The organism is Kerstersia similis (genome assembly GCF_965139615.1).
Lineage (GTDB): Bacteria > Pseudomonadota > Gammaproteobacteria > Burkholderiales > Burkholderiaceae_B > Kerstersia > Kerstersia similis.
The window spans coordinates 46923-70187 of record NZ_CBCSIQ010000001.1; the positions used below are offsets into that span (position 1 = coordinate 46923).

General features: G+C 61.2%; 18 protein-coding genes. 13 read left to right on the forward strand and 5 right to left on the reverse strand.

Annotated features, from left to right (window positions below):
• Positions 1–9: 9 nt before the first annotated feature.
• Complete coding sequence (locus tag ACNA1V_RS00200; protein WP_415831549.1) at positions 10–567, reverse strand: YhbY family RNA-binding protein; 558 nt, start codon at positions 565–567, stop codon at positions 10–12.
• Positions 568–585: 18 nt separating this feature from the next.
• On the opposite strand from ACNA1V_RS00200, the gene ACNA1V_RS00205 reads away from it, so the two are divergent.
• From ACNA1V_RS00205 to ACNA1V_RS00225, 5 genes are all read left to right on the forward strand, one after another.
• Positions 586–1221: an RlmE family RNA methyltransferase gene (locus ACNA1V_RS00205; protein ID WP_415831550.1), complete on the forward strand. Its 636-nt coding sequence runs from the start codon at positions 586–588 to the stop codon at positions 1219–1221.
• Between the two features lie 235 nt (positions 1222–1456).
• The gene (gene ftsH, locus ACNA1V_RS00210) at positions 1457–3388 is read left to right on the forward strand and encodes an ATP-dependent zinc metalloprotease FtsH (protein ID WP_415831551.1); all 1932 of its coding nucleotides are present in this window, start codon (positions 1457–1459) and stop codon (positions 3386–3388) included.
• A 25-nt stretch (positions 3389–3413) separates the two neighbouring features.
• Positions 3414–4256 (forward strand): dihydropteroate synthase, encoded by an 843-nt coding sequence (gene folP / locus ACNA1V_RS00215; protein WP_415831552.1) that lies wholly within the window; start codon positions 3414–3416, stop codon positions 4254–4256.
• The gene (gene glmM, locus ACNA1V_RS00220; protein WP_415831553.1) at positions 4253–5602 is read left to right on the forward strand and encodes a phosphoglucosamine mutase; all 1350 of its coding nucleotides are present in this window, start codon (positions 4253–4255) and stop codon (positions 5600–5602) included. Before folP ends, glmM begins: the two co-directional genes overlap by 4 nt.
• A 62-nt stretch (positions 5603–5664) precedes the next feature.
• On the forward strand, positions 5665–6495 hold the full coding sequence (locus ACNA1V_RS00225) for a GNAT family N-acetyltransferase (RefSeq protein ID WP_415831554.1): 831 nt from the start codon (positions 5665–5667) through the stop codon (positions 6493–6495).
• A 76-nt stretch (positions 6496–6571) separates the two neighbouring features.
• Here the strand turns inward: ACNA1V_RS00225 and ppx are convergent, their stop codons facing one another.
• Complete coding sequence (gene ppx / locus ACNA1V_RS00230) at positions 6572–8062, reverse strand: exopolyphosphatase (protein WP_415831555.1); 1491 nt, start codon at positions 8060–8062, stop codon at positions 6572–6574.
• 266 nt (positions 8063–8328) lie between these two features.
• On the opposite strand from ppx, the gene ppk1 reads away from it, so the two are divergent.
• From ppk1 to ACNA1V_RS00265, 7 genes are all read left to right on the forward strand, one after another.
• Positions 8329–10413: a polyphosphate kinase 1 gene (gene ppk1, locus ACNA1V_RS00235; protein ID WP_415831556.1), complete on the forward strand. Its 2085-nt coding sequence runs from the start codon at positions 8329–8331 to the stop codon at positions 10411–10413.
• 93 nt (positions 10414–10506) lie between these two features.
• On the forward strand, positions 10507–11550 hold the full coding sequence (gene pstS, locus ACNA1V_RS00240; RefSeq protein ID WP_415831557.1) for a phosphate ABC transporter substrate-binding protein PstS: 1044 nt from the start codon (positions 10507–10509) through the stop codon (positions 11548–11550).
• A 115-nt stretch (positions 11551–11665) separates the two neighbouring features.
• On the forward strand, positions 11666–12676 hold the full coding sequence (gene pstC, locus ACNA1V_RS00245) for a phosphate ABC transporter permease subunit PstC (RefSeq protein WP_415831558.1): 1011 nt from the start codon (positions 11666–11668) through the stop codon (positions 12674–12676).
• Positions 12677–12711: 35 nt separating this feature from the next.
• Complete coding sequence (pstA, locus tag ACNA1V_RS00250; protein ID WP_415831559.1) at positions 12712–13593, forward strand: phosphate ABC transporter permease PstA; 882 nt, start codon at positions 12712–12714, stop codon at positions 13591–13593.
• 52 nt (positions 13594–13645) lie between these two features.
• Positions 13646–14458, forward strand: coding sequence for a phosphate ABC transporter ATP-binding protein PstB (gene pstB, locus ACNA1V_RS00255; RefSeq protein ID WP_415831560.1), 813 nt, complete (start codon positions 13646–13648; stop codon positions 14456–14458).
• Positions 14459–14812: 354 nt separating this feature from the next.
• The gene (locus ACNA1V_RS00260) at positions 14813–16303 is read left to right on the forward strand and encodes an MFS transporter (RefSeq protein ID WP_415831561.1); all 1491 of its coding nucleotides are present in this window, start codon (positions 14813–14815) and stop codon (positions 16301–16303) included.
• Positions 16304–16408: 105 nt separating this feature from the next.
• Positions 16409–18154, forward strand: a complete 1746-nt coding sequence (locus ACNA1V_RS00265; protein ID WP_415831562.1) for a DKNYY domain-containing protein — start codon at positions 16409–16411, stop codon at positions 18152–18154.
• 83 nt (positions 18155–18237) lie between these two features.
• Here ACNA1V_RS00265 and ACNA1V_RS00270 read toward each other — a convergent pair whose 3' ends face one another.
• The 3 genes from ACNA1V_RS00270 to ACNA1V_RS00280 all read right to left on the reverse strand — a co-directional run bounded on the left by ACNA1V_RS00270 (position 18238) and on the right by ACNA1V_RS00280 (position 21481).
• The gene (locus tag ACNA1V_RS00270) at positions 18238–19509 is read right to left on the reverse strand and encodes a saccharopine dehydrogenase family protein (protein WP_415831563.1); all 1272 of its coding nucleotides are present in this window, start codon (positions 19507–19509) and stop codon (positions 18238–18240) included.
• Between the two features lie 63 nt (positions 19510–19572).
• The gene (locus ACNA1V_RS00275; protein WP_415831564.1) at positions 19573–20670 is read right to left on the reverse strand and encodes a carboxynorspermidine decarboxylase; all 1098 of its coding nucleotides are present in this window, start codon (positions 20668–20670) and stop codon (positions 19573–19575) included.
• Positions 20671–20791: 121 nt separating this feature from the next.
• Positions 20792–21481, reverse strand: a complete 690-nt coding sequence (locus tag ACNA1V_RS00280; RefSeq protein ID WP_415831565.1) for a TetR/AcrR family transcriptional regulator — start codon at positions 21479–21481, stop codon at positions 20792–20794.
• Between the two features lie 555 nt (positions 21482–22036).
• Here ACNA1V_RS00280 and ACNA1V_RS00285 point away from each other — a divergent pair.
• The gene (locus ACNA1V_RS00285; RefSeq protein ID WP_415831566.1) at positions 22037–23224 is read left to right on the forward strand and encodes an efflux RND transporter periplasmic adaptor subunit; all 1188 of its coding nucleotides are present in this window, start codon (positions 22037–22039) and stop codon (positions 23222–23224) included.
• Positions 23225–23265 lie beyond the last annotated feature (41 nt).

Here is a 23265-nt window from a genome sequence, read left to right on the forward strand (position 1 = left end):
GTGGCGTTTTCAGCGTCCGCGACGGGCGCCGGCGCGCAAGGTCATCGAGCTGCCGCGCCTTACGCTGCCGCCCAGGCTGCCGCCTCGGCCAGCGGTTTTGCTCTTGTGCAAACTCGGGCGGGCAGGGCGTTCGTTATCATAGGGGTCCCGTCGCGCCGGTTTTGCCGGTGCGGTTTCGGCAGGGCGGCGCGGAGCCGCCTTGGGTGCGCTGCGGCCTGCGGCAGCCTGCTTCTTGGGAATATAGACGTCGGAATCGCGACGGCGGCCCGCTTGAGCCTCGCCTTCTTTTTCGAGGGCGGGGCGATACAGGATCAGCATCTTGCCCAGGTGATGAACCAGGGCGCAGGACAGCTGATCGCAGATCGTGGCGATGATTTCTTCGCGGCTTTCGCGATCTTCGCCGCCGGCGCGCACTTTGATCAGCCCATGGGCGTTAAGATTGCGGTCGATTTCCTGAATAACGGCGTCAGTCAGCCCGCGGTCACCGATCAGGACGACCGGGTGCAGGGAGTGGGCGGCGGCGCGCAGGGCGCTGCGCTCGCGTGGTGTGATTTCTAGATTCGGCATGAACCGGATTGTACGAGAATGGCTAAGAATAAATTTTCGAAAAGCTGGTTGCAACAGCATATTAACGACCCTTATGTGAAAATGGCGCAACAGAAGGGCTATCGCGCGCGCGCCGCATTCAAATTGATCGAGATTCTGGATACGGAAAAGCTGATGCGGCGTGGCGATGTCGTCGTGGATCTGGGCGCTGCCCCTGGCAGCTGGTCTCAGGTGGCGCGTGAGCGGCTGGTGGGTTCCGGAGGGATGGTGGACGGCCGTATCGTCGCGCTGGACTTGCTGCCCATGGAGCCGATTGCCGGCGTGACCTTCATTCAGGGCGACTTTCGTGAGGATGCGGTGCTGCATCAACTGGAAGCCGAACTGGAAGGTGCAGCGGTAGATCTTGTAATTTCCGACATGGCCCCCAATCTATCGGGTGTGGGTGCTGCGGATTCCGCACGCATCCAGCACGTATGCGAACTGGCGCTTGAATTTGCCCAGGCGCACCTCAAGCCGGAAGGTGCGTTGATCGTGAAAGCTTTTCACGGCAGCGGATTTTCACAAATTGTTGCCGATTTCAAGCAGGTATTTCGTCGGGTAGTGGAGCGCAAGCCCAAGGCATCGCGCGACAAATCTTCGGAAACCTTTATCGTCGGCATTGGCTTGAAGGCGTAAAACGGCGTTCTACCATGCATCGCACCATGCTTTGCCCCTGAAATGCAGTGAATTTCGCTGTTGATCGGCGGGAACAGGGGGCCTGGCCAGTGAAAGCAGGCTGAAGGGATCTGAAATGGTCGATTCCGGACGATATTTCGCAGGCAGGGTAGAATGGACATATTGACAAACTCATGACGGCGCAGCGAGGGGGCTTGCCGCGTCATCTGGTCGGAATCAGAGCAGGAGATCGACCTTGAACAATTCGTTTTCGAAAGTGGCCGTGTGGATGGTGATTGCACTCGTCCTCTTCACGGTCTTCAAACAATTCGATAGCCGCGCGCCTAGCCAGGATCGCGTGAGCTATACGCAATTCATGGAGGATGCGCGCGGGGGCCGCATCCGCTCGGTCGATGTGCAGGGCGACACGCTGATCGTGACGCCGGATGCCGGTCGTCCGTACTCGCTGACGGCGCCAGGCGACCTGTGGATGGTGCCTGACCTCATGAAGTACGGGGTACAGGTGTCGGGCAAGCCGCGTGAAGAGCCGTCCATGCTGATGAGCATCTTCATTTCCTGGTTCCCGATGCTTCTGCTGATCGGAGTCTGGGTGTTTTTCATGCGCCAGATGCAAGGCGGCGGGCGTGGGGGCGCCTTCAGCTTTGGCAAGTCGCGGGCCCGCATGCTCGATGAAAGCAATAACACGGTGACCTTCGCCGACGTTGCCGGTTGCGACGAGGCCAAGGAAGATGTGCAGGAAATCGTTGATTTCCTGCGCGACCCGAGCAAATTCCAGAAGCTGGGTGGCCGTATTCCGCGTGGCGTCCTGATGGTCGGTTCGCCTGGTACCGGTAAAACGCTGCTGGCCAAGGCCATCGCAGGCGAAGCCAAGGTGCCCTTCTTCAGCATCTCCGGTTCCGACTTCGTGGAAATGTTCGTCGGCGTGGGCGCGGCCCGCGTGCGCGACATGTTTGAAAATGCCAAGAAGCATGCGCCTTGCATCATCTTCATCGACGAAATTGATGCGGTCGGCCGCCAGCGTGGCGCCGGCCTGGGCGGTGGCAACGACGAGCGCGAACAGACGCTGAACCAGATGCTGGTGGAAATGGACGGCTTCGAATCCGGCCAGAGCGTGATCGTGATCGCCGCCACCAACCGTCCTGATGTGCTGGATCCCGCCCTGACGCGTCCGGGCCGTTTCGACCGTCAGGTCGTGGTGCCGCTGCCCGATGTGCGTGGCCGTGACCAGATCCTCAAGGTGCACATGCGCAAGGTTCCGGTGGCGCCCAACGTGGATGCCCACGTGCTGGCCCGCGGTACGCCTGGTTTCTCGGGCGCCGATCTGGCGAACCTCGTCAACGAAGCCGCCCTGTTCGCCGCCCGCCGCAATGGCCGTACCGTGGACATGGTCGATTTCGAAAAGGCCAAGGACAAGATCATCATGGGCGCGGAACGCCGCTCCATCGTGATGCCTGAGGAAGAGCGCCGCAACACCGCTTACCACGAGTCCGGCCACGCCGTCGTGGCGCGTTGCCTGCCCAAGACCGATCCCGTGCACAAGGTCACCATCATTCCGCGTGGCCGTGCCCTGGGCGTCACCATGCAGTTGCCGGAAGGCGACCGTTACAGCATGGATAAAGAGCGCTTGCTCAACACCATCGCTGTTCTGTTCGGTGGCCGGATCGCCGAAGAGATCTTCATGCACCAGATGACCACTGGCGCGTCGAACGACTTCGAGCGTGCTACCGCCATCGCCCGTGACATCGTGACCCGCTACGGCATGACGGAATCCCTGGGCCCGATGGTCTATGCGGACAATGAAGGGGAAGTGTTCCTGGGCCGCAGCGTGACCAAGACGACCAATATGTCGGAAGCCACGATGCAGAAGGTCGATGCCGAAATCCGCAAGATCATCGACGAGCAGTACGCCGTGGCGCGTAAGATCCTCGAAGACAATCGTGCCAAGGTGGAAGTCATGACCAAGGCGCTGCTGGAGTGGGAAACCATCGACTTCGATCAGATCGAAGACATCATGGCCGGTCGTCCGCCGCGTCCGCCGCATGTGCCGGATGCGCCCAAGGACAGCAATGGCAATGACGCCGCTCCTGGCGCGCCTTCGGCTGGCGGTGCCAAGCCCGAAGAAGACGACGCCGCTGGCAGCAGCGCACCCTCGTCGCCGACGGTCTGATCTCTGCGGTATTGCTCTGCAACACATGGTAGATACGCTGCTTTGCGGACGCTTTGAGCTGGTGCTCAAGCGTCCGCTTGTCATGGGAATCGTCAATACCACGCCGGACTCTTTTTCGGATGGCGGTTTGCACGACGCGCCCGAGCAGGCTATCGCCCATGCCTGGCAGTTGCTGGAAGCCGGGGCCGATATTCTTGATATCGGCGGAGAATCGACGCGGCCGGGCGCGCAGCCGGTGGCTGCCGCAGAGGAACTCGAACGGGTGCTGCCTGTGGTGCGGGCCTTGCAGGGAGCGGGCGTGCCGCTGTCTGTCGATACCTGCAAGCCGGAAGTGATGCGGCGGGTGTTGGATGCCGGCGCAGATATGATCAATGACATCGCCGGTTTCAGTACCCCGGAGGCCGTGGCAGCCGTTGCCCAAAGTGATTGCGGCCTGTGCGTGATGCACATGCAGGGCGAACCGCGCACCATGCAGCAGGCGCCGGTGTACCAGGATGTCGTTCACGATATCGCCGCGATGCTGGCGCAAAGGGTGGCGGCGCTGGAAGCTGCCGGTGTGGCCCGCGAACGTATTTGCCTGGATCCCGGTTTCGGGTTCGGCAAGACGGCGGATCAGAACTATGAATTGCTCCATCGCCTGCCCGAGTTGCTGACGGCAGGCATGCCCTTGCTGGTCGGCCTGTCGCGCAAAACCATGATCGGGGCGGCCACGGGCCGGCCCGTGACGGAGCGTATGGCGGGCAGCATTGCCGGTGCGCTGGCATGCGTGGCGCGGGGCGCGAAGATTATCAGAGTGCACGACGTGGCGGCCACGCGCGACGCGCTGAATGTGTGGTTGGCCGCGGAACAGGGATCTATCTCAAAATGACGAAACGCAAGTATTTCGGTACCGATGGGGTACGTGGCAAGGTCGGTGGTCCGGTCATCAATGCCGAGTTCGCGCTCAAGCTGGGTTATGCGGCAGGCAAGGTGCTGGCACAGAATTACGCCGGAACCGGCCGTCCCCGCGTGTTGATCGGCAAGGACACGCGAATTTCCGGTTATATGCTGGAATCGGCGCTGGAAGCCGGCCTGGCGGCTGCCGGTATTGATGTGCTGCTGGCCGGGCCGCTGCCCACGCCGGCGATTGCCTACCTGACGCGTGCTTTCCGCCTGACGGCAGGTGTGGTGATCAGCGCTTCGCACAATCCTTATTACGATAACGGCATCAAGTTCTTTTCCGACCAGGGCATGAAGCTGGCCGACGAAACGGAACTTGCCATTGAGGCCGCACTGGAGCAGCCCATCGGCTGCGTGGAGTCGGAAAAGATGGGGCGGGCGCAACGTCTGGAAGACGCAGCTGGCCGCTATATCGAATTCTGCAAAAGCACCTTCCCGAACGACCAGGATCTGGCCGGCAAGAAGGTGGTGGTCGATGCCGCCCATGGCGCGGCCTACCACATTGCGCCGCATGTGTTCCGTGAGTTGGGTGCCACCGTGCATGCCATCGGCTGCGCGCCTGATGGCCTGAATATCAATGAAGGCGTGGGGGCGCTGCATACCGAAGCGCTGGCGACCGAAGTGCTGGTGCGTGGCGCCGATATGGGCATTGCGCTTGATGGCGATGCCGATCGCATCCAGATGGTCGATGGCAATGGCCGCATCTATGATGGCGATGAACTTTTGTACGCCATTGTGCTGGATCGCCTCAAGAACGGCCCGGTGGCAGGCGTGGTCGGCACGCTGATGACCAACTACGGCTTTGAGCTGCAAATGCAGAAGCTGGGCATTCCTTTTGTGCGTGCCAAGGTGGGCGACCGCTATGTGCTGGAACAGTTGCTGCAGCGCGGTTGGCTCTATGGCGGCGAGAGTTCCGGGCATCTGCTGTGCCTGGATTGCCACCGTACCGGTGATGGCATTATTGCCGCCCTGCAGGTCATGGCCGCCTTGACCCGCCATAATGTCACCTTGGCAGATTGGGTGTCCGATCTGAAAATGTATCCGCAAGTCATGATCAACGTGCCGTTGACCCCTGGGACGGATTGGCAGACGCATCCGGGTTTGAAGGCCGCGCAGGCTGAAGTGGAAGCGCGCCTGGCCGGCCGCGGCCGGATCTTGATCCGCGCGTCGGGAACCGAACCCAAGCTGCGGTTGATGGTGGAAGCCGAGGAAGCGGAGCTGGCTCGTTCGTGCGCGCAGCACTTGGCCAGCGTAAACTTCATCCAGGCTTCATGAAAGTGTCAATGACTTGAAATGTCGCTGAGCGACACTGTGGTGCCTTGCCAAGGAGTTTATGCATGCTCGAATTAGCCCGAATTTCTACGCCACAGGAGGCGGGAGAGTCCTGGCCCCCCAGTGGGGAGGCCGGATTGGTTGCGGGCCTGGCCAGCACGGCTGAAGAAATCGAGCAAGTGCAACGGCTGCGCTACCAGGTCTTCTCCGAGGAAATGGGCGCCGTCCTGCATGGCTGCGAGGACGGCCTGGATCGCGATCGCTTCGATCCCTGGTGCGAACACCTGATGGTGCGCGAACTGGGGACCGGGCGGGTGGTCGGGACTTACCGTATCCTGACGCCGCAAGGCGCACGCGGCGCCGGCGGCTATTACTCCGAATCGGAATTCGACCTGAGCGGCCTCGGAGAAATCCGCCAGGAGCTGGTCGAGTTCGGCCGTTCCTGCACGCATGCGGATTTCCGCAGCGGTTCGGTCATTATGTTGTTGTGGGCTGGCTTGTCGGAGTTCCTGGTGCGTGGCGGGTTCCGCTATGTCCTGGGGTGTGCCAGCGTTCCCCTGCGTGACGACGGTGTCACGGCTGCCGAGGTATATCGGCAGGCCGAGACGCAGATTCGCGGCCCGGGGCCTAAAGTGGCGCCGTGGCACCGGTATCCGGTCGAGCGTTTGAACCACAGCCTGCCGGCCAAGCTGCCGCCGTTGATCAAGGGCTATCTCAAGATCGGTGCGCGGGTGTGCGGCGAGCCGGCCTGGGATCCGGATTTCAATACAGCGGACTTCCCCATGCTGCTGACGGTCGATGAAATGGATGAGCGGTATCGCAAGCATTTCGGCCTGGATGCCTTGCTGGCGGAAGGTTTGCCTGCCCTGGGCAAGCAAACAGGCGGGAAGGCCTGAAATGGCAACGGCGCAGCGGTCTTATCGACGGCTGCGCCGCTTGGTGTTGCGCCGCTGCTTGCGGGCAACGCGTGGCTTACGCCTGACGCTCAAGGATTTCGAAAGAAAAACCCGCTTTGCGCCATTCTGAGGCTTCGGCTTCCAGGGCGTATTCCAGCAGAGGATTGGTGCGGCGCCAGCCGTGCGGCATGCTGACATTGATGCTGCTGTTCCTGACGGCCAGCGTCAAGGGCAGACGGGTCATGGACTGGCGGCGGCGGAACAGCAGCGCAGCCAGGCGCAGGCACAGAATGGCGCGCCATTTCACATCATTTTTCGGTTTTCCTGGCAGGCGCGACAATTTGCCGTGATGCGCCAGCGCCAGCTGGGCAAGCAACTGCTGGTCATCGTTGGAAAAACCGGGCATTTCCGCATTTTCCAGGACATAGGCAGTGTGTTTGGCATAGCCGTTGTGTGCAATGGAAAGCCCGATTTCATGCAGGCTGGCGGCCCATTTCAGTGCCAGTACCAGTTCATGATCGACCTCTGCCGGGCGGCATTGTTCAAAGAGCGCCAGCGTTGCATCGCGGACGCGCTCGGCCTGGCTGTGGTCCACATGGTAGCGGCGCATGAACTGATCGACGGTTTCCTGGCGGGTGTCATGTTCGTCCTCGCGTCCCAGCAGGTCATACAGGACGCCGACACGCAAAGCGCCGTCGCCCGTACGCATGGATTCTATTTTCAGCTCGCTGAAAATGGCTGCCATGATGACCAGTCCGCCCGGCAGAACGTCGGCGCGTTCCAGTTTGATGCCAGGGTGTTCAGAGGGAATGACCTGGCCCGCGCGCAGCAGCTTGGCTTTGAGCGCTTCCATGCCTGCCAGCGTGATGCCCTGGCTCGATAGTCCGGATTCGGTCAGGATCGCGTATAAGGCCTTGGCCGTGCCGGAGGAGCCGAATGCTTCGGCCCAGCCGACCTTTTTGTAGCGCCGGGTGATGGTTTCGATTTCACGGCGCGCAGCGAGATCGGCTTGTTGTATGCCTTCCCGCGTGATCTGGCCGTTCGGGAAAAAACGCTGACTGAAGCTGACACAGCCCATGTGCAGGGAAGCCACCTGCAGCGGTTGATAGCCCTTGCCGATGATCAGTTCGGTGGAGCCGCCGCCGATATCGACGATCAGGCGCTGGGCTTGCGACGAGGGCAGGCAGTGGGCGACGCCGGAGTAAATCAAGCGCGCTTCTTCGTGGCCGGCGACGACTTCGATGGGAAAACCCAGGGCGGCCTCGCAGCGGCTCAGCAGCTGATCCGCGTTGCGCGCAACGCGGAAGGTGTTGGTAGCGACGACACGGACACGTTCCGGACGGAAGTCGCGCAGCCGGTCACCGAACAGGCGCAGCACTTCCGTGGCGCGGGTGATGGCTTCGTCCGACAGAACCAGGGAAGCATCCAGGCCGGCAGCAAGCCGGACGGTCTCCTTGAGCCTGTCAACCTGATAGATCTGACGCGCTCCGGCTTCCTGGGCGACACGTCCTATCGACAGTCGGAAGCTGTTGGAGCCGAGGTCAACGGCGGCCAGGAGGTTATCCATGGTTCCCCTTGTTATCAGTTATATGCAGTTGCCGGATTATAGATTTATGAAAGCGTCAAAATGCTGCAGGGCAGCGGAATTTTTCCATTGAGCACGAATTGACCATGCTGTCGTGGCATCGCCCATCTGGTGGAAACGGGGCGGCGCGCCTGTCTGGGGGCGGGTCTCCGGCGCGCCGCATTTTGGCGGGCGGTCATATTTATGTCATGCTATTGAAGTAAAACTCAGGGTTTTTCTCGATCTGCTGACCATTCTTAAGGGACACCATGCCTGACACTGTTTCCATCCAGCCGGATGCGTTGCTTCTGAACCGTGAGTTGTCTCTGCTCAAGTTCAATGAGCGGGTACTCAGCATGGCGGATAGGGAAGATACGCCGCTGCTGGAACGCTTGCGTTACGTCTGCATCGTGAACTCGAATCTGGATGAATTTTTCGAAATCCGCGTGTCCAGCCTCAAGGAACAGCAGCGCCTGACGCCCGATCTGCGGGGGGATGACGGACTGACGCCGGACGAAGCGTTCCGGCTGGTGCAGCGCCGGGTGCATGAGCTGGTCGAGCGCCAGTATCAGCTGTTGAGCGAAGAGCTCTGGCCGCGCCTGGAGCAGGAAGGGATTGCCTTGCTGCAGGTGGATCGCTGGACGGAAGAGCAGCGCGCCTGGGCCTTTGATCTGTTTCTGCGCGACGTCATGCCGCTGCTGACGCCCATCGGACTGGATCCTGCCCACCCGTTTCCCAGGGTCTATAACAAGAGCCTCAATTTCATCGTGTCGCTTTCCGGCACGGATGCGTTCGGCCGCAATGCTTCCATCGCCATTGTTCAGGCGCCCCGGGCCTTGCCGCGTTTGATCCACATGCCAGCAGCGATTTCCGGCATGCAGCATGGCTATGTCCTGCTGACCGCCCTGATGCGGGCATTTGTCGGCGAGCTGTTTCCTGGCCTGGAGGTCAAGGGATGCTACCAGTGGCGTGTGACCCGCAATAGCGATCTGTTCGTGGACGAAGAGGAAGTGACCAACCTGCGGCAAGCCTTGCAGGGGGAGTTGTCGCAGCGGAATTTTGGGGCGGCTGTCCGTCTGGAGCTGGATACGCGCGCGCCCAAGGATCTGGAAATCTATCTGCAAAAGGAGTTCGCGCTGACGGCGGCGGATACCTACCGGGTCAGCGGCCCGGTGAACCTGTCGCGGCTCATGCGTCTGTGCGATGTCACCGACCGGCCTGGCCTGTTGTTTCCGGCCTACCGCGCGCCTGTGCCCGAGCCCTTTTCGCAGCGCAGCGCCAAGCCGGCGGAACTCTTCGCCGCTATCGCGGCAGGCGACAGGCTATTGCATCATCCTTACCAGTCGTTTCAGCCGGTCATTGATTTCCTCACTGCGGCAGCGCTGGATCCGGATGTCGTGGCCGTCAAGCAGACCATCTACCGTACCGGCGAAGATTCCGAGCTGATGCGCTTGCTCATGGCCGCCGCCAAGGCTGGCAAGGAAGTGACGGTGGTGGTCGAGCTGATGGCGCGTTTTGATGAGCAGACCAACATCAACTGGGCCGCCAAGCTGGAAGAGGTCGGCGCCCACGTGGTATATGGCGTCGTCGGCCACAAGACTCACGCCAAGATGGCGCTGGTGCTGCGCCGTGAAAACGGCCAGATACGCCGCTACGGCCACCTCGGTACAGGTAATTACCACCCGCGCACGGCACGCCTTTACACCGATTTCGGCTTGCTGACCGCCAACCCGGCCTTGTGCGACGACATGGACAAGGTGTTTGCCCAGCTGACTGGGCTGGGCGCACGGCGTAATCTCCAGTTGCTGCTGCAATCGCCGTTCAATCTGCATGAGCGTATGGTGTCGCTGATCCGCGCGGAAGCACGGGCGGCTGCGGACGGGCAGAAGGCGCGCATCATGGCCAAGATGAACGCCTTGCTGGAACCGGACATCATCCAGGAGCTGTATGCCGCCAGTCAGGCCGGCGTGAAGATAGACCTCATCGTGCGGGGCGCCTGCGCGCTGCGCTCAGGCGTGCCGGGGCTATCGGAGAACATCCGGGTCCGTTCCATCGTGGGACGTTTCCTGGAACACTCGCGAGTGTTCTATTTTTACGACGGAGGCAAGGAAACCGTTTATCTGTCGTCGGCCGACTGGATGGAACGCAATTTTTTCCGGCGGGTGGAGCTGGGTTTTCCCATTCTGGAGCGCAAACTCAAGCGCCGCGTCATCAGCGAGGCTTTCCTGATGGCATTGCGCGACAACCAGCTGGCCTGGCAACAGCGTCCGGATGGCGATTATGTGCGGGTGCGCGGGCGCGGTGAGCCGTATAACCTGCACGACAAACTGATGGCCTTGCTGGGAAAGTCATGACTGTCATGTTTCTGTCATCGGCAGACTCTACGATAGCGGTCGTGCAGGTGTGATACCTGCCCGCGACTTCCTAACAAGACCTGAGGGATTGCAATGTTCAAACGTGTTTTCAAGCAGCTGGCCGTCGGTGTCGCCTTTGGTGCGTTCACCCTGTCCGCACATGCCGCCGACATCACCGGTGCTGGCGCGTCCTTCCCCTATCCGATCTATGCCAAGTGGGCATCGGATTACAAGGCCCAGACGGGCAACCAGGTGAATTACCAGTCCATCGGTTCGGGTGGCGGTCAACAGCAAATCATTGCCAAGACGGTGGATTTCGGTGCTTCCGATGACCCCCTGAAGGCTGACAAGCTGCAAGAAAACAACTTGCTGCAGTTCCCCGCTGTGATCGGCGGCACGGTTGCCGTGGTGAACATCGACGGCGTGCAGCCGGGCCAGCTGAAACTGTCGGGCCAAGTGCTGGGCGATATCTTCCTGGGCAAGATCACCAAGTGGAATGACCCCGCCATCGCAGCACTGAATGCCGACATTAACCTGCCGAGCACCGATATCGTTGTGGTGCACCGTTCGGATGGTTCGGGCACGACGTTCGGCTGGACCAACTACCTGTCCAAGGTCAACGCTGACTGGAAGGACAAGGTTGGCGAAGGCAAGGCCGTGAAATGGCCGGTGGGTCAGGGCGGCAAGGGTAACGAAGGCGTGGCCAACTACGTCGGCCAGCTGAAGAACTCCATCGGCTACGTCGAGTACGCCTACGCCAAGCAGAACAACCTGGCCTGGACGCAGCTGCAAAACGCCGCCGGCAAGTTCGTTCAGCCTGAACAGAAGGCTTTCGCCGCTGCCGCCGCCTACGCCGACTGGGACGCAGCGCCCGGCATGGGCGTGGTGCTGACCAACCAGCCGGGTGATGATTCCTGGCCCGTGACGGCTGCCACCTTCATCCTGGTGCAAAAGACGCAGGACAAGCCGGCCCAGGGCAAGGCTGTGCTGGAGTTCTTCGACTGGGCGTTCAAGAACGGCCAGGCCTCTGCCGCCGCGCTGGACTACGTGCCGCTGCCTGAAGCCGTGACCAACAAGATTCGCAGCACCTGGACGCAGGAAATCAAGGCTGCCGACGGCGCCGCGATCTGGAAGTAATCTGCAGGGCAGGGCGGAAGCGCTGGCTTCCGCCCTCGCTGAGCCGGGGGCTGCGTCAAAACATACCCCGGCTTTTTTTTGCAATGGTTCTGTTGAATATTAGGAAGATGCACCCATGAGTGCGGTAATGGAAAACAGCGAACAGGCTGTACGTCAGCCAGAGGCTGCGACAGGTGTCCCGGTCCCCGAAACCCCCAACCGCAACGCACTGATGGATGCGTTGTTCAAGAACCTCACCCGAATATTCGCTTTCCTGGTTTTTATTCTGCTCGCAGCGATCATGGTGTCGCTGATTTACGGCAGCCGCGAAACGCTTTCCGAATATGGCCTGTCCTTCCTCTGGACCAATGAATGGGATCCGGTGCAGGAGTCCTATGGCGCGCTGGTGCCCATCGTCGGCACACTGCTGACCTCTTTCATTGCCCTGATCATCGCCGTGCCGGTGTCTTTCGGTATCGCCATGTTCCTGACGGAACTGTCGCCCGCCTGGCTGCGCCGCCCGCTGGGCACCGCCATTGAAATGCTGGCCGCCATCCCGTCCATTATCTACGGGATGTGGGGCCTGTTTGTTTTCGTGCCGGTGTTCCAGCAGTATGTGCAGCCGACGATGATTTCGGTGCTGGGCAGCATTCCCGTCATTGGCGGCTTCTTCTCCGGCCCGCCCTTCGGTATCGGTATCTTCACCGCCGGCCTGATCCTGTCCATCATGATCATCCCGTTCATCGCCTCGGTGATGCGCGATGTCTTCGAACTGGTGCCGCCCATGCTCAAGGAATCGGCCTATGGCCTGGGCAGCAGTACCTGGGAAGTGATGTGGAAAGTGGTGCTGCCGTTCACGCGTTCCGGCGTCATCGGCGGCGTCATGCTGGGGCTCGGGCGGGCGCTGGGGGAAACCATGGCGGTGACCTTTGTCATCGGTAATGCTTTCCGTATCCCGGACTCCATTTTCGCACCGGGCAATTCGATTGCTTCCGCGCTGGCCAATGAATTCAACGAAGCCGGCGGCATGCAGAAATCCGCGTTGATTGAGTTGGGCCTGATCCTGTTCCTGATCACGACGGTCGTGCTAGCCTGCTCCAAGGTGCTGTTGCTGCGCCTGTCGCGCTCCGAAGGCACGAAGAGCTGAACGCCACCGGGAATATTAGGCAAGAGAGAGCCATCATGTCCACGAATTCCATTTCCTCCGGCAACAAGTCGGTCATCAATATGCAGAACGGCATCTATCAGCGCCGCCGCATGACCAACAAGATCATGCTGGGTCTGTCGATGGTAACGCTGATCTTCGGCCTGTTCTGGCTGTTCTGGATCATCCTGACCCTGCTGATCAAGGGGGGCGGCGCGATTTCGCTGTCGCTGTTTACCGAAATCACCCCGCCGCCGGGGCAAACCGGTGGCCTGGCCAACGCCATTCTCGGTAGCTTCGCCATGGCGGGTGTCGGGACGCTGATCGGCACCCCGATCGGCATTCTGGCCGGTACCTATCTGGCCGAGTATGGTCAGCGCGGCTGGCTGGCCCCGGCCACGCGCTTTCTGAACGATGTGCTGCTGTCTGCGCCTTCCATCGTCATCGGTCTGTTCATCTACTCGGTGTATGTCTATCAGGTAGGCCACTACTCCGGCTGGGCGGGCGCTGTCGCGCTGTCCATCCTGGTTATTCCGGTGGTGGTGCGTACGACCGACAACATGCTGCTGCTGGTGCCCAACAGCTTGCGTGAGGCCTGCTTCGCACTCGGCTGCCCCAAGTGGCGCATGATTCTGATGGTCTGTTACCGTGCGGCCCGTTCCGGCATGATCACCGGTGTCTTGCTCGCCGTGGCCCGTATCGCCGGCGAAACCGCACCGCTGCTGTTCACCGCACTGTCCAACCAGTTCATGTCGTTCAATATGAACGCGCCCATGGCCAACCTGCCGGTGGTGATCTTCCAATATGCGGCCAGCCCGTTCAAGGACTGGAACACGCTGGCCTGGGCCGGTGCCGCGTTGATCACGCTCTTCGTGCTGGCCATCAATATCCTTGCGCGCAGTCTGTTCCGCAAGCAATAAACGTCGCTCACCCGCGCATACGACCCGAATACTCTGCTGTCCAGGATTCATCATGGAAAATACCGCTACCGCCGTCAAGACGAGTGCACCGCACATCCAGATCCCGAGCGAACCTGCCAAACTGCAGGTCAACGACCTGAACTTCTATTACGGCAAGTTCCACGCCATCCGCAACGTCAATATGACGATTCCTGAGCATCGCGTGACGGCGTTCATCGGCCCGTCGGGTTGCGGTAAATCGACCCTGCTGCGTACCTTCAATCGCATGTATGAGCTGTACCCCGGTCAGCGTGCCGAAGGGGAGATCATGCTCGACGGCGAAAACCTCCTGACCACCAAGATGGATATTTCGCTGCTGCGCGCGAAGGTCGGGATGGTGTTTCAGAAACCGACGCCGTTCCCCATGAGCATTTACGACAATATCGCTTTTGGCGTGCGTCTCTTTGAAAAGCTCAGCCGTGGCGAAATGGACGAACGCGTTGAATGGGCGCTGAGCAAGGCAGCCTTGTGGAACGAAGTGAAGGATAAGCTGCATCAGAGCGGCCATAGCCTGTCGGGCGGCCAGCAACAGCGTCTGTGCATTGCCCGTGGTGTGGCGATCAAGCCGGAAGTGCTGCTGCTGGATGAGCCCTGCTCGGCGCTGGATCCGATCTCCACGGCCAAGATCGAAGAACTGATCGCGGAGCTCAAGAAAGAGTACACGGTGGTGATCGTGACTCACAACATGCAGCAGGCTGCGCGCTGCTCCGATTACACCGCCTATATGTACCTGGGCGAGCTGATGGAGTTTGGCGAGACCGGGCAGATGTTCGTGAAGCCTTCGCGCAAGGAAACGGAAGACTACATTACGGGCCGTTTCGGCTAAGCGGCTGTTTTCCCGCCGGCGCCGGACGCCGTGCCAGGACCTTCCCAGCTTCCGGGCCAATGCCCGGAGCGGGAAGGTTTTTTTACGGATGCATACCGCAGCGGTTGGCGGTGCTCTTATGCGATGCCATCCTGCAAATGGGGGAAGGCGTGTTGCCGTGGTAGGCCGGATCTACGAAGAAACTGCGGCGAGCCCTTACAGAATCAAGAAAGGATAGGGTGATTCAGGTATAAAGCCACCGGTGTCTTGCCCGCCGTGGCCCGCCATGAGGCAAGGAGGCAAGGCGGCAGTCCTCTCTCGCAAGGCGGCGTCGCGCGGCGGGCGGTCTTGAGATTCAATCCAATGAGGTTCTTGATGCATTTCCAGCAGCAAAACAGATGGATCGTCTTGCTGGTTGTCATGCTGGCATTTATTCCCATCGTGGTGGACATGACCATCCTGCATGTCGCGATCCCGTCCTTGACGCTGGCGCTGCAGGCCACTGGCACCGAAGTGCTGTGGATCATAGATGTCTATCCGCTATTGATGGCCAGTCTATTGATTCCCATGGGAACGCTGGCGGATCGCGTCGGGCATCGCCGCCTGCTGTCCCTGGGCATGTCTGTCTTTGGCTTGGGCTCGGCGCTGGCTGCCGTGTCGCCGACAGCCCTGGCGCTGATCAGCGCCAGGGCATTGATGGCAGTCGGGGCGGCGATGGCCATGCCTTGCACGCTGGCGATCATTCGCCAGACGTTCAAGGACGATAGCGAACGTGCCACGGCGCTGGGCATCTGGGGCGCGGTTGCCTCGGCGGGCGCCGCCTTGGGGCCGCTTGCCGGTGGTGTGCTGCTGGAGCATTTCTGGTGGGGGTCGGTGTTTCTGGTGAATGTGCCGATCCTGTTGGTCGCCGTGCCCCTGGTCATGTGGCTGGGGCCACGCCAGGCCGTGCTCGCGCGCGGCGCCTGGCAGCCGGCACAGGCGCTGCTCCTGATGCTGGGGTTGCTGGCTACTGTGTATGCCATCAAGTCAGGGCTGAAAGGCGGTGGTGCTGCCTGGCAGAGCCTTGGCATGATCGGCCTGGGTGGCGGCCTGCTGGCCTGGTTTGTCCGCATTCAGCTGAAGGCCAGGTACGCCATGCTGGACATGACGCTGTTTGCGCAGCCGGCGATCCGCATGGGGGTCTTGATGGCACTCGTTGTCATGGGGTCATTGTCAGGCGTGGAGTTGCTGCTGGCCCAGGAGTTGCAGTTCGTGACGGGGCGCAGCCCGCTGGAAGCCGGGCTGTTCATGTTGCCGCTTATGATTGCGTCCGCGATAGGCGGGCCATTGACGGGAAGGGTGCTCAAGGTGTGCGGGCTGCGTATGGTGACGGCGGGTTCGCTGGCGCTCGCGGCATTAAGCATTGCCGGGCTGGCATTCAGTGATTTTTCGCATGCTGGCGCAGGCGTCATCGTGCTGATGGTGGGCTTTGGCCTGGCGCTGGGCATCGGTCTGACAGCGGCTTCCGTGGCCATCATGAGCAGCACGCCGGAAGAGAAGGCCGGGTCGGCCGGGGCATTGGAGGCCACGAGCTATGACCTGGGCACCGGATTGGGCATCGCCGGTTTTGGCCTGGTGATGGCATCCAGCTATCAACGTTCCATCCGCCTGCCGGAAGGCCTGCCGCTAGAGGTGGCCGATCTTGCATCCAGTTCCATTGGCGAGGCGATGCTGGCGGCCCGGAGCATGACGGGGGACACCGCGCAGGCGATTGCCGAGGCCGGCCGGTTGGCGTTCAGTGCTTCCCATAGCCTCGTCCTGCTGGTCGCGGCCGGCTTGATTGCCGTGCTCAGCTTGCTGATTTTTGCCTTTTTCCGGCAATCCTGAGCCCTGTGCCAGGGTGGGCGGCGGACGCTGCAGTGGCGCCATGCCGCCGGGCGGCACGCTGATTACAATGCGCGTCATGCGGATCGAAGAGGGAGTGGTCGTTGCATGACGCGCAAACAGCGTATCGGGGCATGGAGTGCTGTGCTATTGGTCTTGCTGGTCGTGGCAGATATGGGCCTGATCCTTTTCCGGGATACCGATCGGCCGGTGGCCGATGACAGCCAGCGTTACGGCTTCAGTGACTTCTATCGGGTGGCTGGTGTCGTGCATGCGCGGGTTCTGGGCGCTGGCCTGGTTGCGTTGCGGGGGGCGGATCCGGCCAGTTTCGCGCCGATTGAGTCCGATCAGCCGGGCACCCGCCATCTCGGCCGTGACCAGCGACAGGTCTATTGCGGTAGCCAAAGCCTGCCAGGCCTGGATCCTGCGCGTACGCAGTACCTCGGGCAAGGCTATCTTGGCGATGGCCGTCATGCCTATTTCTGTGGTCCCCGGACAGTGGCAAATCCCGCGCAGCAGGGGTGGGCCGGGTTCTGGCAAGCGCAGCGCCATGCCTGGGGCTTGGGCGAACGTCGCCAATCTCATCATTATCCCTGGGTGAGATTGCCGGAAGGGGATGGGGACTACCGGGCGCTGGACGGCCAGTATCTGGTGACGGATGGCCATTCCGTTTATCACGCGGGCCGGCGGCTGCCAGATGCCGACCCGGCCAGTATCCGGCAGCTGCCCTTGCGCAGAGCGGGTCGCGATCATGGGCCCAGCGATTATTTCGCAGACGCACGGCATGTGTATTACCAGGGTGAGAAGCTGGCGCTGGCGGCGAATCCGTCCTTGTATGTGGTGCGTGTCGAAGGTGCTGGCGCGCCGGAAACCCTGATCGACCCCATCGGGCACGGCGCTTATACCGGGGCGCTGGCGTTTGATCCGGCATTGGGGCCGTATCAGCCGCTGGCGGCCTCGGGCGCATCCTTGAACCACATGCTGCTGGCTGGCCGGGAGGGGATCTATTACGCCGACCCGGTGCGCGCCGCCGTGGCGTTGCTGGCGCCCGTAGGGGGGCTTGGTGGCAACTGGCAGCAACTGGCGCCGCGACTGGCGACCGATGGCACGCAGACCTGGCTGTTGTATTCCGGTACCGAGTGGATTCGGCGTGGCAGGCAGGGGGGAAGGGTCGTACGGGAGCGCTGGACGCGGCTGATGCGCGTGGAAGAGGGGGCGCCGGGCCCATGGCAGCCGCTGGGTACGGTGAGGCAGGCCTTGGGGGAGGTCTGGCGTCATGGCCAGCATGATTACTTCCTGGTCGGAGACCGAGGGTCGGCGGCCCTACAGGCCCCTTTGTACCGGATTGCCGACGAGGACACCCGGCAATGGCTGCAGGATACATCCTTGCCGCCGTTGACGGATCGGGCGTTCCGCGCGCGCCTGGAGTCGGGGCAGTTGACGCCGGCCAGCTTGGTGGAAGTGGCGACGGCGCATTCCGTGCTGCGGCATGTCGGGCCGCTGGCCCTGGCTGCCCTGGCCTTTGGGGTCCTGCTGCTGGGGTTGCTGATGCGCCACGTGCTGTGGCAACGGGCAGGCTGGCGGGGCCGGCCATTGATGTCGGTCAGGGACGGCAAATTGTATGTAGGCAATCTCCTGCGGGTCTTTTATTCCTTGAGCGATGTGAGCAAGGTGGAAATCCGCTACGGAGAGGGGCGGCGCTGGCGTGGCGGGGGCGCCGGGTTCAGTGTCACGGCGGCGGGGAAAACACATCGCTATACCGTGACGGGCGGCGAGGGGATGGAGCGCCTGCAAGGATTGCAGCAAATGCTGGTGTCGCACCGCATTCGGGTGGTGCCGTTCATGGCTGCCTGAACGGCGCGGCAGAGATGACATGAAAAAACGCCTCCCGGCTGGGAGGCGTTAGTGGCAGACGGCCCGGCACGCAGCGAGCGAATTTACGCGCGTGTGATTTCTGCCAGTTCCGGTTCTTCGTCAAAGACAGAGCGTTCGCCACGCTCATCCCGGATACGGGTAGGCAGGCCCATCGTTTCCAGCAGGGCGAGCAGCGGGCGCGCCGGTAACTGTTCGACGTTGACCATACGTTTGACGTCCCATTGGCCGGTAGCGATCAGCACGGCCGCTGCGGCAGCCGGTACGCCTGCGGTATAGGAAATCCCCTGGCTGCCGACTTCTTCATAGGCGGCTTTGTGGTCGCAGATGTTGTAAATGAAGACTTCGCGTTCCTGGCCTTGCCAGCGGCCCTTGACCAGATTACCGATGCAGGTCTTACCGGTATAGTCCGGTGCCAGCGAGGCAGGGTCGGGCAGTACGGCCTTGACCACTTGCAGCGGCACGACGGAATGGCCGCTGTCTGTCGTGACAGGTTTTTCGGACAGCAGGCCGATATTGTTCAGTACGTTGAAAACGTTGATGTAATGCTCGCTGAAACCCATCCAGAAACGGATGGTTGGCACATTCAGGTGTTGCGATAGCGAGTGCAGTTCGTCATGGCCGGTCAGATAGCTGGTCTGGCGTCCGACGACAGGCAGGTCATCTTCACGTTTGACCTCGAACATGCGGTTGGCTTTCCAGGCGCTGTCCTGCCAGGTCCAGACGGTGCCAGTGAATTCGCGGAAGTTGATTTCCGGATTGAAGTTGGTCGCAAAATAGCGGCCATGCGAGCCGGCATTGATGTCGATGATGTCGATCGAGTCGATGCTGTCGAAGTATTCTTCGACGGCCAGCGCCGCATAGGCGTTAACGACACCGGGATCGAAGCCTATGCCCAGGATGGCGGTGATGCCTTTGGCATCGCAGGCGTCGCGGCGTTTCCATTCATGGTTGGCGTACCACGGAGGTTGTTCGCAGACCTGGGCAGGATCTTCGTGAATGGCGGTATCCAGATAGGCCGCGCCGGTTTCCAAGCAGGCTTCCAGCACCGGCATGTTGACGAATGCCGAGCCAACATTGATGACGATCTGCGCATTCGTCCTGTTTATCAGGTCGCGGGTGGCGGCGCTATCCATTGCGTCCAGTTCATGGATTTCAAGCCGGCCGGCAGTTTTCAGGCTGCCGCGTGCTTGCACATCGCTGGCAATCGCACGGCATTTTTCAATGGATCGCGAGGCGATGTGTATGTCGCCCAGCACATCATTGTTCTGGGCGCATTTGTGGGCCACGACTTGCCCGACACCACCGGCGCCAATAATCAGGACATTTTTTTTCATTTCTCGATCAAACCCTCGTTGAGAAAAGGGGAACAATCGGGAGAGCCTTGCCAGCGACGGCTGTCAGGAAAGGCTCGCGGCATAATCGTCGTAACCGAAGGTTTTGACGACTTCTGTTTCGCCGGACAGGCGCCGCACCACGATGGCGGGCATGTTCAGTCCGTTGAACCAATTCTTTTTCACCATGGTGTAGCCCGCGGCGTCCTGGATGGAGAGGCGGTCGCCGGCTTGCAGTGGCCGGGCGAAGTTGAATTCGCCGAAAATATCGCCTGCCAGGCAGGATTTTCCGCACACCATATAGCGATGCTCGCCGGTATCGGGCTCGATACGCGCGGGCAGCGAATAGACCAGCAGATCCAGCATGTGGGCTTCGATGGAGCTATCGACAATGGCAATCTCCTTGCCATTGTTCAAGGTATCCAGTACCGAGACCTCCAGCGTTGCGCTACCGCTGATGGCCGCTTCGCCTGGTTCCAGGTAAATCTGCACGCCATATTTTTCGGCAAAGGCCTTCAGGCGATCGGCCAAGGCGTCCAGCGGGTAGTCGTCGGCGGTGAAATGCACGCCTCCCCCCAGGCTGATCCAGTCCACCCTGGCGATCAGGCGTCCGAAGCGATCCTCGATGCGCGACAGCATCTGGTCGAAACTGTCGAAGCTGCGGTTTTCGCAGTTGTTGTGGATCATGAAGCCATTGATATCGCCCATGATGGCCTCGACACGCGCCGGGTCATGCTCTCCCAGGCGGCTGTGGGGGCGGGAAGGGTCGGCCAGCAGATAGGGTGAATTGCTGACCTGCGGATTGAGCCGCAGCCCGCGGGGAATGCTGTCGGCTGCCTGGCGGAAGCGCTGCAGCTGGCCTATGGTATTGAAGATGATTTTGTCGGCATGGGAGACGACTTCGGCAATCTCGCCGTCGCTGTATGCGACGCTGTAGGCATGGGTTTCACCGCCGAACTTTTCGCGGCCCAGGCGGACTTCCAGCAATGAGGAGGAGGTCGTGCCGTCCATATGCTCGCGCATCAGGCCAAAGACGGACCAGGTGGCAAAACATTTCAGGGCCAGCAGCGCCTTGGCGCCGGAACGCTGCCGCAAGTAGGCGATCCTTTCCATGTTTTGCAGCAGGCGGGATTCGTCTATCAGGTAATAAGGCGTCTGGATCATGAGTCGGTCACAGAGTATCTGGCGCGTATAGGCCTGGGTGAAAAAAACAATGCCGGCCGCCGGGCCGGGTCACGGGCCGGAAGCAGCGGGCGCTAGCCGGAATTTGCTGCGTACCGGGGGCTCAGCATCCGATAATGGCAGGGCCAGGCTGGATGCCGGGCGACATATCGGGGCTGGCAGGCGTTTCGCCGGCTGCAGCACTGCGAAGCGATGCTTCGCAGCGGGATTGTTGCAGGATGAAACTGCCATCCTGCTGGTAGGTTTCCGCCCTCAGGCGGGCGATGATGGACAGGCGTTCAGCGCTGTCCGGTCGGGGATTGCCCAGATGATCCGACAGCCAGAGGCCATCGGTCGCGAACCAGACTATCCAGGCGGCGACGGAAACCTTGCCGCCGTAATCGTCCTGCAGCCGTCGGCTGACCCACTCATGCCAGCGCAGACGCAGCGCAGGCTCGGATTGCAGCATGACGGAGAATACTGCCCAGCGCTGCGACGGGCCGCTGGCCGGCGCGCTGGTCATGGCATCCAGGTAGGCGCGGGCAAAACGCCCCTGCACTACCGGATCCTGCTGCATGAGTGCCGCGATCTGCCCGTCCAGGCGCCGCAGAAACTCATCGCACATGGCTTCCAGTAAGGCATGCTTGCTGGGGAAATGATGCAATAACCCCCCTTTGCTGACTCCCGCTTCCCGGGCGACGGCTTGCAGGGTCAGCCCGGCCAGGCCGTGCTCCAGGGCAATTCGCGCGGCTTCATCCAGCAACTGCCGGCGTACTGATTCAGGCTGTTTCTTGCGCTGATGGGCGATCGACATGGCAGGGGAAGATACCGCCCGGACGGTTTTTTGTCAACGCGACAGAATGCAGGAAACGTCCGTCAAGTCTGAGCTTCTTGCGGGATCTGCGTGACATGTTCTGCGATTGACGGCAGAGGGAGCGCCATGGGGGTTCGCTCTGAACTGGTGGCGAGGTGCCAGGCAAAGGGTATCCGGCGCGGTGGAAACGGGGCGAGGCCGGCGTTTGCCGCGAACTTTCGCAATTCGCCTGAAAACATTGGAAAGACACCGCTTCGAGGTAATATTAGATGCCGTGAATTTTCTGTGGGAAATCGTGATGCCGGACAGCTTGCTGATTGCGCCTGCGACCTTATTTTCCAGGTACTTCACCTTGTTGCAGGTGCTGCAAATTGCGTTGTTTTCGCATTACACTCAGCGAGCTACCGGGGTGGTTACCTGGTTTAAGTCATTCTTTCAGCTATCTCACCCATGGCCGCGCTATCGTGCGGTCGTGTTGCCATAGTCATGGCCGGATGTCGCCTCGGGAGGGGCAGGCCAGTGACTGACGCCAAGCAGATTCAATACAGGGTTTCTATGCGAGCCAAGCCTATCTCTTTCACTGCGCCACGCATCGTGGTAACGGGTGCCATGTTGTTGTTGCTGGCGGCGTGCGGCGATAAGCCGCAAGGGCCGCCGCAAATGCAGCCGGAAGTCAAGGTCGTGTCTGCGATACAGCAGCGCGTGCCCATCATTTCCGAATTGCCGGGACGTGTCGATGCGGTCAGGGATGCGCAGGTGCGGGCCCGCGTGACCGGTATCGTGGAGAAAGTCAATTTTGAACAGGGCCGTGACGTCAAGGCTGGCGAACTGCTGTTCACGATCGACCGCGCGCAATTGCAGGCTGTCTATAACCAGGCCGGTGCCCAGCTCAAGCAGGCCGAAGCCGCGCTGTTGAGCGCGCGCGCGCTGGCGCAGCGCTACGAGCCGCTGGTCAAGGTCAACGCAGTCAGCCGCCAGGAATATGACAATGCGCTGTCTGGCGCACGCGAGGCCGAAGCGGCCGTGGCGGCTGCCAAGGCCGCCCTGGAGTCGGCGGCGATCAACCTGGGCTACAGCAAGGTCACATCGCCCATCAGCGGGCGCATTGGCGAGCCCCTGGTGACCGAAGGTGCGCTGGTGGAAGGCAGTACGGCAACGCATATGGCCACGGTTCAGCAATTGAACCCGATCTATGTGGACTTCAATCAGAGCACGGCGGAGTTGGCTCAGCTGCGCAAGGTATTCAATAACGGTACGGTGCAGCGCGTTGATGAAGCGCCTGTGACGATCATGCTGGATGGCCAGCCTTATGATCACAAGGGCCGCCTGCTGTTTACCGGCGTGACCGTCGATCCCAGCACCGGCCAGGTCAAGCTGCGCGCCGAAGTGCCGAATCCGGAAGCCGAGCTGTTGCCGGGCATGTTCGTGCGGGTCAAGCTGGAACAGGGCTACGACGAGAATGCCGTGCTGATCCCGCAGCAAGCGCTGCAGCGGGCAGTGGACGGTTCTGCCAGCGTGTTCCTGCTGCGCGACGGTGACACCATCGCCGTGGCGCCGGTCAAGGTGGGCATTCCCTACCAAGGCCAATGGGTGATCCAGGAAGGCGTCAAGAGCGGCGATGTCGTGGTGGTCGAGGGCTTCCAGAAGATCGGCCCGGGCGCCAAGGTCATCGCCCATCCCTGGAAGCAGCAAGCCGGAGATGCAGCACCCGCTGCAGCATCCGCGCCTGCGGAGGCCAAATGATTCATAGCGAGGTCGAGCACACCTGGCTGGCCCATTGGGCC